The organism is Brachybacterium sp. J144 (genome assembly GCF_036321705.1).
Taxonomy (GTDB): Bacteria; Actinomycetota; Actinomycetes; order Actinomycetales; family Dermabacteraceae; genus Brachybacterium.
The window spans coordinates 91,580-106,241 of sequence record NZ_JAZDCG010000022.1 but is presented as its reverse complement, the minus strand read 5'-3'; the positions used below and the strand labels follow the sequence as shown (position 1 = coordinate 106,241).

11 protein-coding genes are annotated in these 14,662 nt (G+C 71.2%); 6 read left to right on the top strand and 5 right to left on the bottom strand.

All coding sequences use genetic code 11. The annotated features are described in order from the left end of the window. Window position 1 precedes the first annotated feature (1 nt). Window positions 2-1,387, top strand: a complete 1,386-nt coding sequence (locus V1260_RS08095; RefSeq protein ID WP_329746308.1) for an S-layer homology domain-containing protein — start codon at window positions 2-4, stop codon at window positions 1,385-1,387. 69 nt (window positions 1,388-1,456) lie between these two features. On the opposite strand, the gene V1260_RS08090 is transcribed toward V1260_RS08095, so the two are convergent. After that, a complete protein-coding gene (locus V1260_RS08090) occupies window positions 1,457-2,368 on the bottom strand; it encodes an oxidoreductase (protein ID WP_329746307.1) in 912 nt (303 codons plus the stop codon). Window positions 2,369-2,428: 60 nt separating this feature from the next. On the opposite strand from V1260_RS08090, the gene V1260_RS08085 reads away from it, so the two are divergent. Then, window positions 2,429-3,028: a TetR/AcrR family transcriptional regulator gene (locus V1260_RS08085; protein ID WP_329746306.1), complete on the top strand. Its 600-nt coding sequence runs from the start codon at window positions 2,429-2,431 to the stop codon at window positions 3,026-3,028. A 58-nt stretch (window positions 3,029-3,086) separates the two neighbouring features. On the opposite strand, the gene V1260_RS08080 is transcribed toward V1260_RS08085, so the two are convergent. From V1260_RS08080 to sbnA, 3 genes are read right to left on the bottom strand one after another with little or no spacing between them, the layout of a single operon-like run. Continuing rightward, the gene (locus V1260_RS08080) at window positions 3,087-4,628 is read right to left on the bottom strand and encodes a Y4yA family PLP-dependent enzyme (protein WP_329746305.1); all 1,542 of its coding nucleotides are present in this window, start codon (window positions 4,626-4,628) and stop codon (window positions 3,087-3,089) included. After that, entirely contained in the window at window positions 4,625-6,469 is a 1,845-nt protein-coding gene (locus V1260_RS08075; RefSeq protein WP_329746304.1) for an FAD/NAD(P)-binding protein, read from the bottom strand. Before V1260_RS08075 ends, V1260_RS08080 begins: the two co-directional genes overlap by 4 nt. Beyond that, window positions 6,462-7,562: a 2,3-diaminopropionate biosynthesis protein SbnA gene (gene sbnA, locus V1260_RS08070; protein ID WP_329746303.1), complete on the bottom strand. Its 1,101-nt coding sequence runs from the start codon at window positions 7,560-7,562 to the stop codon at window positions 6,462-6,464. Before sbnA ends, V1260_RS08075 begins: the two co-directional genes overlap by 8 nt. A 221-nt stretch (window positions 7,563-7,783) precedes the next feature. Between sbnA and V1260_RS08065 the strand changes: the two genes are divergently transcribed. From V1260_RS08065 to V1260_RS08055, 3 genes are all read left to right on the top strand, one after another. After that, window positions 7,784-8,311, top strand: coding sequence for a Dps family protein (locus V1260_RS08065; protein WP_329746302.1), 528 nt, complete (start codon window positions 7,784-7,786; stop codon window positions 8,309-8,311). A gap of 148 nt (window positions 8,312-8,459) precedes the next feature. Continuing rightward, on the top strand, window positions 8,460-9,548 hold the full coding sequence (locus V1260_RS08060; RefSeq protein ID WP_329746301.1) for a hypothetical protein: 1,089 nt from the start codon (window positions 8,460-8,462) through the stop codon (window positions 9,546-9,548). Window positions 9,549-9,638: 90 nt separating this feature from the next. After that, window positions 9,639-9,923, top strand: coding sequence for a GlsB/YeaQ/YmgE family stress response membrane protein (locus tag V1260_RS08055; RefSeq protein ID WP_329746300.1), 285 nt, complete (start codon window positions 9,639-9,641; stop codon window positions 9,921-9,923). A 203-nt stretch (window positions 9,924-10,126) separates the two neighbouring features. Here the strand turns inward: V1260_RS08055 and V1260_RS08050 are convergent, their stop codons facing one another. Beyond that, window positions 10,127-11,692, bottom strand: a complete 1,566-nt coding sequence (locus tag V1260_RS08050; protein WP_329746299.1) for a chitinase — start codon at window positions 11,690-11,692, stop codon at window positions 10,127-10,129. 166 nt (window positions 11,693-11,858) lie between these two features. Here V1260_RS08050 and V1260_RS08045 point away from each other — a divergent pair, with 166 nt between their 5' ends. Continuing rightward, window positions 11,859-14,642 (top strand): glycosyltransferase family 2 protein, encoded by a 2,784-nt coding sequence (locus tag V1260_RS08045; RefSeq protein ID WP_329746298.1) that lies wholly within the window; start codon window positions 11,859-11,861, stop codon window positions 14,640-14,642. Window positions 14,643-14,662: the final 20 nt, after the last annotated feature.

Here is a 14,662-nt window from a genome sequence, read left to right as displayed (position 1 = left end):
CGTGAACGCCCTCCTCCGCCGCGCCGCGACCCTGACCCTGGTCGCGCCGCTCCTCCTCACCGGTGCCGCCGTGGCGAGCGCCGACGGTCCCGACGCCGGTGTCGGTGCCGCTGAGAGCTCCTCGACCCCGACGGACGGCATCGCGCTGCGCGCCGCGGTCGCCGCCCCGATCGTCCCGGTCGCGCCGGTGATCGACCTCGAGGACCGGACCTACACCATCCCGGACGTCGCCGGGCTGCGCTACATCGACGACGACGGCTACTACCTGACCCCGGGCGTGCACGAGCTGGAGGACTGGGCCACCGTCGTGGCGCTGCCCGCCCCGGGCTCCTCGATGGTCGGGACCTACGCCTGGTCGATCGACGTGAGCGAGCTCGAGCCGGGCTGGACGCATGTGGCCGCTCCCCTGCCGCGCGTCGACGTGGGGGCCCGCCTCGTCACCGTTCCGGATGATCCGCGCGTCGACTTCTACCCCGAGGAGGGCGACTCGCTCGAGCCCGGCGTCACCACCGTGCCCGCCGACGTGGACGAGCTGTGGCTGTACGTCGTCGCCACCGACGAGGAGGCGTACCCGGTGGTGGATGCCCTCGGGATCGCGTTCACGCCGATCGTCGGCTACTCGCTCCAGGAGCCGACCTTCGATCTGGCCGCCGGCACCTTCACGATCCCGGACGATCCGCGGATCGCGTACTACGTCGACGACGTGGAGACGCCGGCCGGCACCTACCGGGCGTCAGGCACGATCACGATCGACATCGAGATCATCGACCCCCAGGCGGCCTATCACTGGGACGAGACCTCCTGGACCGTCACGTTCCCGACGAGCACCAGCCCCTTCCTGGACGTGAAGCCCGGCCAGGAGCATTACGAGCACATGGTGTGGATGTCCGACGCGAAGATCTCCACCGGCTGGAAGGTCTCCGGCGGCTACGAGTACCGACCCCTCGCCCCCGTGAACCGCGACGCGATGGCGGCTTTCCTCTACCGCATGGCCGGATCCCCGAAGGTGACGCTGCCGAAGTCCTCGCCCTTCACCGACGTGAAGCCCAGCCAGGAGCACTACACCGCGATCATCTGGGCCTACCAGGAGGGCATCACCACCGGCTGGACCGTGAAGGGCACGCGCGAGTTCCGACCCACCACGCCGATCAACCGCGACGCGATGGCCGCCTTCCTCTACCGCTTCGCGGGCGAGCCCACGACCGCCGCCGCCTCGAGCTCCTGCTTCCGGGACGTCTCCCGCACCCAACAGTTCGCGAAGGAGATGTGCTGGATGAAGACCCAGGGCATCTCCACCGGCTGGTCCGACCGCACCTACCGCCCGCTGCAGTCCGTCAAGCGCGACGCCATGGCGGCATTCCTGCATCGGTACGACGCGGCGTACTGATCAGTACGCGGCGGCCGACACGATGCGGCGCCCCGTCCAGCAACCAGCTGGGCGGGGCGCCGCTGCGTTTCAGGCGGAGGCCGCCGCGGCAGGAGCCCGCAGGTCGAAGCGCACCCCGGTCAGCTCCTCGGAGGCCTCCCAGAGCAACCGCGCCATCTCGGTGTCGCGGGCGCGGTCGGAGCGCTCGACGAGGCCGGGCTCGCCGCGGGTGCCGAAGCGACCCGTCGGCCCCACGAAGCTGTCGCCCGGGAGGTCCGGGTCCACGGCGGCGCGGAGGGTGGGCAGCGCCCCGGCGTCGGCGTCCTGACCGACCCACGAGATCAGCCGCTGCTCCACGGCGGAGACGATCCTGCCGCGCCGGTCCCGGCGCAGCAGATCGGTGCCCGCGAGACCGGGATGGGCGGCCATCGAGAGCACTTCGGAGCCAGCCGCGACCAGTCGGCGCTGCAGCTCGGCGGTGAACAGCAGGTTCGCGAGCTTCGACTGCGCGTAGGCGGGGAAGCGACGGTACTCGCGCCGCTCCCAGTTGGGGTCGTGGAGGTTGATCGCGCCGGAGCGGTGCGCGATCGAGGACACCGTGACCACGCGACCGGTGATCCGCGGGAGCAGCCGACCGGTGAGCGCGAAGTGGCCCAGGTGATTGGTGCCGAGCTGCAGCTCGAAGCCGTCGGCGGTGCGGCCGAGCGGCGGGGTCATGAGCCCGGCGTTGTTGATGAGCAGGTCGACGGGACGGTCGACGCCGTCGGCGAATATCTCGATCGAGGCGAGGTCGGCGAGGTCGAGGCGGCGCACCTCGACGTCCCCGGTCATGGTCGAGGCGGCGAAGATCCCCTTGCGCACGTCGCGGACGGCGAGGATCACCTTCGCGCCGTGGGCGGCGAGCTGGTGGGCGGTGGACTTGCCGAGGCCGGTGTTGGCCCCGGTGACGATGGCGGTGCGTCCGGTCAGATCGGGGAGCGAATCGGCGGTGAATGTTGCCATGGACCACAATGTAGACAGCGACAACTGTGTTGTCAACGGAAACATAGGTAGGATCCAGGCGTGACCGACACCGCCGAGCGCCCCTACCACCACGGCAGCCTGCGCGACACCCTGCTCCGCGCCGCCGAGGAGACCCTGCGCGGTCAGGGCCAGGAGGAGCTGTCCCTGCGGGAGCTGGCGCGCCAGGCCGGGGTGAGCCATGCAGCGCCGCGGCGACACTTCGCCGACCGCCAGGCCCTGCTGGACGCCCTCGCGATCACCGGCTTCGAGCGGCTCGGCGCGCAGGTCACCGCCGCCGTCGAGAGGGCCGATGCGGACTTCCCCTCCCGCCTGCGCGCCCTCGCCCACGCCTTCGTGCGCTTCGCGACGCGGGACGCCGCGCTGCTCGAGCTGATGTTCTCGAGCAAGCACCGCGAGGGCGCCGAGGAGGTGCGGGCCTCGGCGCGCAACGCCTTCTCCTCGCTCGACGAGGTCATCGAGCAGGGCAGGGAGACCGGCGCCCTGGACCTCACCGACCGTGCCCGCGGCGGCATCGTGCTGGTCGCCTCGTTGCAGGGCATCGCGACGATGATCAACGGCGGCATGGTCGAGCCGGAGCTGCTCGAGGAGCTCACCGATCAGGCGGTGGAGCAGTTCCTGCTCGGGTGCGCGGCGGGCTGAGCGCGCCCCTCGTCCGAGGAGACGCCACGTGTCCTCGCCGAGCACGGCGGCCCAGCGTTCAGGGACCCGCCCTCCACGGCCGCATGGGGGCCACGAGGTCGATCTCGTCGCGGACGACGCCGCGCACTCCCCCGGCCCCTCCCGCCTCGTCGGGCACGCGCTCGACGTTCGAGGCCAGAGGGATCTGGTGGGAGGCGCTCTCGAGGATGTGCATCAGGTAACCGGCGGTGTTGGGCAGAGCGATCACATCCCCCACGGCGACTCCCTGGGGGAACACGAGCCGCCTGCGCAGGATCAGCTCCGCCTCGATGCAGTAGGCACCCACGAGGTAGCCCGCGAGAGGTTCTGACCGGTCGATGCCGGCACGGACCAGCACCGGGTCCACGAGGAAGTCATCGGAGGTGGACCGGCACTGGGTGCGGTTCATCTCGAGCCCCACCAGCGGGACGCCATCGCTGGTGCTGGTGCGCTGGATGACGCGGGCGAGCGTGAGTCCGCAGCCGTCCAGCATGGACCTGCCGGGCTCGCAGCGCAGCTGCACCCGCCGATCCCGTAGCGCGCGTCGGGCCGTCGTGCCGGGACGGATCTCCTGACCCAGCACGGCCTCCAGCCAGCCGCCGCGGAGGGTGCGCTGATGGTACGGGTACACCTGGCGCAGCGGCTCACCCCTCCACACCGGGGACTCGCGCGGTTCCCCGCTGCTGCGCAGCGCGTGCGGAGAGGGCGCCGACGGAGGAGCCGACGCCGCCGTGCCCGCGTCGTGGGCGGTCCAGAACGCCTCCCACTCCTCAGCGGACTCGAGATAGCTCATGGGCACGCCGCCGCCGATGTCGACGAAGGCGTCGTGCGTGGCCAGCCCGCGGTGACGAAGGCTGTCGATCAGGTCCAGCGACTCCCCGAGCGCCTCGGCTCGAGCAGCCGGGTCGTAGCCGTGCAGATGGAAGTGCACGCCCTGGACCTCGAGCCGAGGGCCGATTCCGCCAGCATCGATGAGGCGCAGCCAGGTCTCGGCGGATTCCCCGAACCGCGTGGCCGGGATCAGGTCCGTGGGACGGGGCGCGAGGCGCAGTGCGACGGGGAAGGGCTCGACGCGTCCCACGCCGCCGCCGCCCTGAGCCGCCGGTGCGAGCTCGTCCGCGAGGCGGCGCGCGGCGGCGACCTCGTCGAGGTTGTCCAGGACGAGCAGGGAGCGCGACTCCAGCACGAGGCGCAGCAGCGGATCGGGCTTGATGGCGGCCGTGACCACGACGTCCTGCGGCGGCACCCCGGCGTCCAGCACCTGGCGCAGCTCACGCTCGCTGCCGACGTCCAGGCCCAGTCCGGCGCGATGGGCCGCTCTGACGAGGCCGAGCGTCTTGTTCGCCTTGCGGGCGACGAAGATGCGGAAGTCCACGCCCTGCGCCTCCGCCACGGACGTGAGGTCCCGGGCGTTGCGCGGGAGCGCCGTGAAGTCGTGGACGTTCAGCGGGCTCCCGAACTCCTCGAGGAGCTCCGTGCACGCGGCGGGGTCCGCCAGCAGCTCGCGCATCCAGGGCTCGAGCCGGGCGGAGAGCGGCGGATCGCCGTGGCAGGCGCTCCGCAGGGCGGTCTCGTGGTTCACGCAGGGTCCTTCCGGTTGTCAGCGACGGCCCGGGCATCCGGGAGGAGGTCTCGCGGCCCGGGGGCGCCTCGCGGCCCGGGGGCGCGGAGTCTCTCCATGATCCGCAGCGCCCAGCGGTGCGCGTCGTCATGCAGGTGCCGGTTCAACGTGTCATTGCCGATCACGTGGTCCTCGGTGGGGCGTCCGATGAGCGCCAGCCCCGGTGACCCGCTCGCGGGGGCCCCCGTCGCGGAGACGGAGGCCTCGACGGATCCGGCCTCGTCGGTCCGTGCACCCCGTCGACCGGGGCGCGTCCGCACCAGCCCGCGGCGCCGCAGTGCGGTGATCAGCTCATCGTCCACCTGCGTGACCCCGGGCGGTGCGAGCACCGCGTCGATCACCACGTCGACCTCTCTCCCCCGCTCCACGCATTTCGCGGTGCACTGCGCAGGTCCGTGCGGTGCGCCATGCACCCCGCTGCCGTCGATGCGGGCGCCGGCATCCATCCAGCTGAGGTCCACCAGGCCGCCATCGATCAGGGCCAGGAGCTTGCGCGCGGAGACGAGCGGCGGCCCGAAGGCGAACCGTTCGAGCGTCCGCGCGGAGCGGTGAAGGCGCCGCCATTCGTCCTCGGGCGCCTCGGTGCCCCGCAGACTGCGCGAGATCTCCGGGTAGAGGGTCTGCCACATCCGGCCCAGCGCCCACGCAGGTCCAGGGCGCCGGGTTCCCTGGGCGACGTCGACGCTGCGACGCAGGGCGGTCGCGGCCCGACCGCTCCCTCGCGGGAGATCGGGTTCCGCTCCGGTGAGCAAGGTGTGCTCGACCTCGTCGCGAGCACCGTCGCCGAGCATGGCGGTCGCGGCGTCGATCACGATCTCCAAGACGTCATCCGGGCCGATCCCGGCGCGTCCGGGAGCCTCGGACCCGCCCGTCTCCGTGCCGGCGCCGGGTCCTCGCCGCTGTGCGGAGGCGAGTCGGGCGCGGGCGCGGGCCGCCGCTCGCTCCGCGCCGTCGGGGAGGGTCGAGCCCGGGTCCGGCTTCGAGTCCAGCAGCAGCCCCTCCCGGGAGACGGGGCGGATCACGGCCGGTTCCCGCCCCCCGCGCGCGATCGCGAGCCGCCGTGCACGCCCGCCGACCTCCGTGAAGACCGTGCCCCGCGCCTCCGTGAGGGACAGGCAGGCGTCGAGGAAGGTCAGCGCCGCTCCTCTCACGGCCACGCGGGATCCGGGCGGAACGCGGTCGAGCGAGAGCATCTCCTCGGTCGGGAGCACGGCGGGGATCAACGGGGTGCGGGAGCTCCAGCTGCGACTCAGCGCCCCCGGGTGCGCGGAGGCATGCCCGGTGGCCAGCAGCACCTCGTCCACCTCGTCGACGTGATCCGCCCCGGCCACGAGGCGCCATCCGGTCTCCCGGCGCTCGAGGTCGCTGACGCGCGCCGATATCCGGTGCAGACCCGCGTGCCGGGAGAGGCCCCGCTCCATGCGCTGCCATCGCTGGGCCAGGTACTCGCCCACCACCGCCCGCGGGGGGAAGGGGTCCGAGGCCAGATCCGGATAGGGGCCGGCGACCCAGTCGCTGAACGCCGGGAAGTCTCCGGTCGCCGGCTCGTCCAGGATCGCAGCCGTGACGTTCAGCCGCAGATGATGGGGCTGCCGGGGGTCGTAGGCCGAGCCCGTCCCGGGGGTGCGCACGTCATCGATCACCGTCACCTCCAGGCCGCCCCGCACCGCGACCTCGGGGCCTGCCTGGGACGCCAGCTGCGCGGTGAGCTCCTCCAGGGCGTAGAGCGCCTTCGGCCCGGCCCCCACCACGGCGATCCGCAGAGCCGGCCGGGGCTCCGCGAGCCGACGTCCGTCAGTCACGACGTGCGGTCCTGCGCAGGTCGTCGATCCCCCGGCGGATCCGCTGCCCGTCGGCCCCTAGAGTCTTCAGCGTCCAGGCATCGTCGTAGACCGTGTCGAGGTAGGGGACGCCGCCGTCGTGCACGATGAGGACGACGCGGGATCCGACCTCGAGCGTGGGCACCAGGCCGCCGAGGGCGTGGACTATGCCCCCGGTCGATGCGCCCGCGAGGATGCCCTCGCTGCGTGCCAGATGCCGAGCGCCCACCACGCTCTCGAGAGCGGAGACGCGGATGACCTGGTCGGGCTCGACCTGCCTCGAGAGATCGGTGACCAGTCCCGCACCCATTCCGGGGAGGGGGCGCGGGGCCGCCTTCCCCCCGAAGAGCACGGACCCCACCGCATCGACCGCGACGGTGCGCGTCGCCAGGGAATGGTCCCGGATGTAGGCGGAGCAACCGCCGATCGTGCCCGTCGTGGACACTGCCGCCATCAGCACGTCCAGGTCTCCGCCGGTGGCCTCCGCGATCTCCCGCATGGTCCCCTCGTAGTGGGCTCGCGGGTTCGCGGGATTGCCGTACTGGTACAGGTTGACCGCGCCGGGGATCTCCTCGAGGAGCTGCTCGACCCGGTGAAAGCGCGCCGTGAGCAGGTCCCCGGTCTCCGGATCAGGCTCCGAGACCATCGAGACCTCTCCGCCGAGGGCCTCGATGGTGCGCACCGTGGTCGCGTTGGTCCGGGCGTCGAGGACGCACACGAAACGCAGGTCATGGGCACGGCAGGCACGCGCCAGCGCGACGCCGAGATTCCCGGACGAGGATTCCACCACCGTGCCGCCCGGCGACAGGCGCCCCGACCTCAGCGCCTCACGGACCATGCCCAGGGCGGGCCGGTCCTTCGTGGAGCCGCCGGGGTTGACGGACTCGAGCTTCGCCAGGATCTCGAGGCCCGACTCGGGGAACAGCGACCTGAGCCGCACGAGCGGCGTCCCCCCGATCGCTCCGCCGATTCCCTCCACGATGGTGGAGGGCGGCGCCGGGAATCGATCGGGACCGACAGGGGCGAAGTCCTCAGCCCCAGCCCGCGACACGACGGTCTGATCGTGTTCGGTCATCGAAACAACTCCCTCACGAAGAGTGCGGCGATCAGGGGAGATTCGTCGCGTCTGCTCACCCTACAGTCAGCAACCGGAGCGCCCGGCGCATCGGGTGGAGCACGTGGGCCCGGCGCCTCACCTCGCAGTCGGCGGCCGGTGATAACGTGCTGTGGTCTGCGCCACTCAGGACGGCATCCGTGGTCCCCGCAGACGTCAGATCGAGACGAAGGAGCTGTGCGATGAACAAGACCGTTGACGTCCCGAATCCGTCGGGAGCTCAGCGCACGCGGCCCGAGAACGCGGAGGGCGGGTTCCTCGCGTCCGACGCGCTGGCCAAGAACCTGCAGCGGGTGCTCGTAGAGCTCACCGCCCTGCATCTCGTGGGCAAGCAGGCCCACTGGAACATCGTGGGCCCCAACTTCCGCGACCTGCACCTCAATCTCGATGAGGTCGTGGACATCGCGCGGGAAGCCGCGGATGACGTGGCCGAGCGGATGCGCGCACTTCATGCCACGCCCGACGGTCGACCGGCGGTCGTGGCGGAACAGAGCTCCCTGCCCGAGTTTCCGCAGGGAGAGGTGCTCACGCACGACGCGATCGACCTGGTGACCTCGGCGATCGAGGCGACCGTGGCCAGCATGCGCGACGTCCACGACGAGGTCGACGAGGCCGATGCGACCTCGGCTGACATCCTCCACGGCATCATCGAGAAGCTCGAGCAGCAGGCCTGGTTCATCAGCGCCGAGACGCGCACCCCGGCCTCCTGACTCCGCCGACGGCGACACCCGTCCCTCGAGGTCGGGCGGGTGTCGACCGTGGCCCCGTCGGTCCCGTGCGCGCTGGAGTCAGGGGAGAGGAAGTGCCACGGCACCTGAGAGACCGGTGGCGACTGTCCGAGGGAGGTGGAGCCCAGCGATGGATCACGACACGTCCGATGGTGTGCGCGTTCTCCTGGTGTCGGATCCGGGGCTTCCGACCCGACGCGCACAGTCCCTCAGGGATGACCTCCAGAAGTATCTGGCTGAGGAGTTCCGCCCACCGGTGGAGGTGCATACCCGCACGGCGATGCTCCGCCTGAGGCCCGATGACTCCCTCGACCTCGATGATGCCGTGCAGATCGCGCGGGAGTTCGGGCACCCGGACGTCGTACTGCTGTTGACGGAGCTTCCCCGGCTCACGGATGGACGGCCTCTGATCGCGGAGATCTTCCCTGAGGAGAACGTCGCGGTGATCTCGTGTCCGACGCTGGGAGCGTTCGCGACCCGGCGACGGATCCTGGACACCCTCATGGACTGCATCCTCAGGATGACTCATCCGGCTGGCCCGAGGGGTCCGTCGCGGTTCGGTCGATCATGGCGTCACTGGAACGACGCCGACGACGCGGGAGCGCACTCGACTCTCCACGCCGGCATGGCGCTCGGCGGCGTCAGGATGGTCCTCGGGATGGTCGCCAGCAATGAGCCCCTCAAGACCGCTCCACGACTCTCGAGCGCCCTGGCAGCGGCCTCCGCCACGGGGGCCTTCGGCATCTTCTACAGCTCGATCTGGGCGATGTCCACGTTCCTCTCCACACCGCGCCTGCTCAGCATCGGGGCCCTCGGGATCGGCGCCATGATCCTCTGGCTGATCCTCAGCAACGTGTTATGGGATTCGCCGAAACGGAGCTCTCTGGCCCGCGTCGTGCTGCTGTACAACCTCTCCACGGTCATGACGCTGCTGGTCTGCGTGGCCGCCCTCTACCTGGCTCTCGTTCTCGTGATCCTGATAGGTGGACTGATCGTGATCTCGCCGGAGTACATGACCGAGATCATCGGTGAGGAACCGACCTTCGCGACGTACCTGGACATCGCGTGGCTCAGCGCGGCAATGGGTGTCGTCGCCGGCGCCCTCGGCTCGAGCTTCGACCGCGAGACGAATCTCCGCTCCCTCACGCACGGGCAGCGTGAGCGCCAGCGCCGATACACCGAGGAGAGCGCGCCCGGGTCAACCCATCAACCGTCGTGATCCTGCTCCGGATGCCGTAGGGTCGACAGGTCCCGGAGCAGGCAGTCGAAACTGCCCCTCCTCTCCCCACCCGTACAAGGAGTGATCATCATGGGCTTCATCGGAGCTCTCATCTCGTGGCTCATCATCGGCGCGGTCGTCGGTCTGATCGCCCGCGCGATCATGCCCGGCAAGCAGCACATGGGCATCGGCCCGACCATCGTTCTCGGCGTCGTGGGCGCGCTCGTCGGCGGCTTCATCGGCGGACTCTTCGGACCCAAGGGCGTCAGCGGCGTCTTCTCGGACCCGTGGAGCGTGTGGACGATCGTGCTCTCCGTCATCGGCGCACTGATCGTGATGGTCGTCTACGGCCTCGCCACGGGTCGTCGCCGCTGAGCGGTCGAGTACACCGCGACGCGCCCCCTTCTCCCTCAGGGAGAGGGGGGCGCGTCGTTGCCCGGGCCTGCGTCCGCCGTCGATCCGTCGCGATGCCGTCGGTTCCGAGCGCGCAGAGGTGGAGCCAGCGCACGAGCCGATGTGCATGGGCGGGCCCGCCGGCATGTCCGATGCCCAGCGGCTGGCAGCTCCTCCGCCGCCTCTCAGGCTCCGCCGTCGGACGGCGAGCCGCCGGCGAGCACCGTGCGCACCTCGTCCTGGTCCAGGGCCCGCCACGGCGAGGAGTCGGCGTTGGCGTAGGCGCCCTCGGGACTGTCGCCCTGGGTCCACCAGCGGGCGACGTAGAGGGTCCCGTCGAAGAGGACCATCGACCCGGCCTCGTAGACGCTCTGGCCGTCCCACGCGGGGGCGGTGCCCGCGGGGATCTCGACCTTCGGGGCGGGGGTCTCGCCCGGCATGACCGGGCCCACGAGGGTCCACGGGGCCTCGAAGTCCTGCAGCACGGGGTTGTCCGGGGCCTCGCCCTGGTTCCACCACTTCGCGATGTAGACGTTGCCGTGCCACACCACCTTGGAGCCGGCGGTGTAGGGCGAGTCCTCGTTCCAGACCGGGTAGGGGCTGGTCTCCGGGTCGTCCTCGACCACGGCCTCGGCGGCCTCCTCGCGGGTGCGGGCGGCGGCGGAGTCGTCGGGGGTGCCCGTGAACCCGGCGGAGAGGAGCTCGGCGTAGCTCGCGTCGCCCTGGTCCACGCCGCTGCATGAATCGGAGACGACGCTCGTGTCCGGGTAGTTCGCGCCGCAGGTGCGGTCGCGGTTCATCGACCACATCGACATCCTCCCCACACCGTTCTCGCGCGCGAAGGCGTTGAGGCGTCGAGCGTCGTCGAGGGTGAGGACGTCCTGCGGGAGGTCGTTCTGGCCGATCATCGGGGTCGCCCCGATCTTGGTCCACAGCGAGGCGGGGCCCTGGTGCATGCCGGCCGCGTCGTAGAGGATGCCGAGCTGGCGGTGCAGGGAGGTGAGGGACTCCTCGGCCGCCGCGGCGAGATCGTTCTCAGCATCGAGGTTCATCGTCATGGCGTTGATGCCGGCGAGGTCCACGCCCGCGTCGAGGAAGGCGGCGACCGTGTTCGTACCGTCTTCGGTGAGGCCGGTGGTGGCGATCGGGAGGGTCAGCCAGACGGCGAGCTCCTCGCCGTCGGCCCGCTTCTCGGTCTGCAGCTGGGCGACGGCCTCGGCGCGGCGGGCCATCGCCGCGGGGTCCTTTAGCGCCTCACCCTCGAGGTCGAGGTCGATGGTGGTGAGCGTGTAGCGGTCGATGACCTGCTCGTAGGCGGCGGCGAGCTGCTGCACATCGGTGCAGGCGTCGCCCAGCTCGGTGTTGAGCAGGCCGCCGAAGCTGACCACCACGTCCCGGTCCTGGTCGCGCAGCCGCTCGATGCGGCGGTCGAGGTCGAGATCGGTGCCGGCCTGGTCGAGGGTGTAGGCGGTGCCCCAGGTGGGGGTGCAGCTCTGCGGGTCCGCGGCGACGATGAAGGAGAGGACGGCCGACTCGCTGCCCTCGCCGGTCTCCGCCTCGAAGGCGTAGGTGGGGGTCGCGGTGACGTCGACGTAGCCCGCGAACCAGGGCGAGCCGTGGGATCGGGCCTGCGCCGCGTCGCGCTCGTTCCGCACGAAGATCCACCCCGCAGTGATCACCACGGCGAACACCACCAGAACCGCGACCAGTCGCGGAACCGACAGCCGACGCCCATCGAAACGACTGCTCATCTCGCCTCCATCCGACACGAATTCGTCCAAGTCGGACAGATGCCTATAGTAGCGACAGCGCAGCAGCGCACCGGGCGCGTCCAGCGCTCTCATCTTCCTGCGGTTCTCGGTTCTTCGCGCGCGTGCGCGAGCGCCCCGGACGGCGGCGATCGACCCGAGGAGTGCCATGACCGCGCTTCAGGACCAGTCCGTGCAGGCGGAAGAGGCCCCGGCCCGCGTCCGCGCCCACCAGTGGGGCGCCGAGAGGTCCACCCGGCCGCTGCCGATCCTGCACCGCCGCCCGCGCTCCTCCACGATCACGCTGGGCCGGCTCGCGATCCTGGCCACGGTGATGTGCTGGGCGATCTACGTGATCACCACGGTGCTGCGCCAGCTGGTGGAGAACGACGACTTCGACCTGCGGCTCACCCTCGAGCTGGTCTCCTACCTGGTCACCGTCACCTTCCTGACCTTCTCGGCGCTCATGTACATGCTCGCGCGGCAGGGAGCGCTGTACCGCTTCCGGGATCATCTGCGCACGCCGCGGGAGGAGCTCGACCGCCACTTCAGCGACGGCTACGACAAGCTGGTCACGGTGCTCATCCCCTCCTACGTGGAGGAGGTGGGCGTGGTCCGCAAGACGCTGTGGTCCGCGGCGCTGCAGGAGTTCCCGCGGCTGCGGGTGGTGCTGCTGGTGGACGACCCGCCCCACCCCACGGCGCCCGAGCGGATCGCCTCCCTCGAGGCGACCCGTCTGCTGGGCCCCGAGATCGAGGCGACGCTGCAGGAGCCGCGCCTGCGCCTTGCCCAGGCCGCTGCGGCCTTCGCCGAGCGGGAGGATCCCGAGCGGACCGACGGCCCCGCGGAGGCCGCTCGCCTGGCGGAGCAGTACCAGTACGCCGCGCAGTGGCTCGAGGAGATGGCCGCCGCGGAGCGGATCGAGGACCACACCGACAACTTCTTCGTGGACGAGGTGCTGCGGGGCCTCGCCGCGGACCTCGGGATCACCGAGCTCGCGCTGCGCACCGCCGCCGCCCAGGGCGAGTCGCCGAGCCGCGAGCGGCTGGGCCAGCTGTACGACCGGCTGGTGCGGATCTTCACCGCGGAGGTCACCTCCTTCGAGCGGAAGGCCTACGCCTCCCTCTCCCACGAGGCGAACAAGGCGATGAACGTGAACTCGTACATCTCGCTGATCGGCCGGGACTGGCGGCAGGAGGACACGGCCGACGGGCCGGCGCTGCGCCCCGCGGAGCCCGGCGACGAGGTGGCCCTCTCGGTCCCGCCGAGCCAGTACCTGCTCACCCTCGACGCGGACTCGATGCTGCTGCGCGACTACTGCCTGCGCCTGGTGGAGTTTCTCGAGCAGCCCGGCAACGAGCGGGTCGCGGTCACCCAGACCCCGTACTCCTCGTACCGCGGGGCGCCGACCCGGATCGAGCGGCTGGCCGGGGCGACCACGGACATCCAGCACATCCAGCACCAGGGCATGACCTACTACGGGGCGACGTTCTGGGTGGGGGCGAACGCGGTGATCCGCACCGAGGCGCTCGAGGACATCGCGCACACCGAGACCGTGGGCGGCTTCCCGATCACCACCTACATCCAGGACCGCACGGTCATCGAGGACACCGAGTCCTCGATCGACATCGGCGCGCACGGCTGGACGCTCGAGAACTACCCGGAGCGGCTCTCCTACTCGGCGACCCCGCCGGACTTCGGCTCGCTCGTGGTGCAGCGGCGCCGCTGGGCGAATGGCGGGCTGATCATCTGGCCCAAGCTCGCCTCGCTCGTCGCGGAGCGGCGCCGACGCCGGGAGCCGGTGCTGCTGCGCGAGGTGCTGCTGCGCACCAACTACATGGCCTCGATCACCTGGGCCAGCTTCGGCCTGCTCTTCCTGCTGGCCTATCCGTACGACTCGCGCCTGCTGAGCGTGTGGGTGTTCCTCGCGGCGGTGCCGTACTTCTGCTGCATGGGCGCGGATCTGCGCTACTCCGGCTACCGCTTCAGCGACATCTTCCGGATCTACGGCTTCAACCTGGTGCTGCTCGCGGTGAACCTCGCGGGCGTGCTGAAGTCGCTGCAGCAGATGCTCTCCGGGGAGAAGATCCCCTTCGCCCGCACCCCGAAGGTCGCCGACCGCACGGCGGCGCCGGCGCTCTACATCCTGGTGCCGTGGGCGATCGTGGTGTTCTCGGTGGTGACGATCTACCGCGACGTGAACGCGCAGAACTGGGGCAACGCCGCCTTCGCGACGCTGAACGCGACGCTGTGCCTGCTCGCGATCCTCTCCTACATCGGCCTGCGCAACTCGGTCGTGGACGTGGTGCTGGGCCTGGTCGACTGGATGTTCGTCCCCGTGCGCAAGCGGCCGGCGCACGGTAAGCGCGCGGAGGCCGGAGCCGCACCGGAGCCGGAGCTGGACTGGCGGGCGCTGCTCTACCACGGCGACGGCACCCCGGACATGCCGCGGCCCACCGCGCACCTGGAGCGTCAGCGGCGAGCCTCGAGCCGCTCCCGCACCTGGGACCGGCCGATCCACCGCTACGCCTCGACGCCGGGCGCGGCACCGCTGGTGCGCACCGCCGAGATCACGGAGCTGGGATCGGAGCTGGAGGGCGTGGAGGACATCGCCGTCGAGTTCGCGGCGGCCTTCGTGTCCATGTGGCCGAAGCGGCTGCACAACCTCCGCGAGGCGGTCGTCGCCGAGAATCTCCCGGCGATCCGGGATGCGGTCGGCTCGGTGCGCGTCTCCGCGATGATGATCGGTGCCGATCGGCTGGAGAGCGCGGCCGATCACCTGCTCGTGGAGGCGGAGACGGAGGGCCCGGCGGCGGCGCGGCAGCCGTTGGCCGAGCTGGTCGAGGTGGGCGAGGCGACGGTGCGCGCGATGCGCGCGGAGTTCTTCCGCGAGGAGTCCGCCGGGCACGGCCGGCATGCGGCCGAGGAGGCGCGGGCGGCCGACGGGAGCTGAGCTCCCGGCCGGGCTCAGCC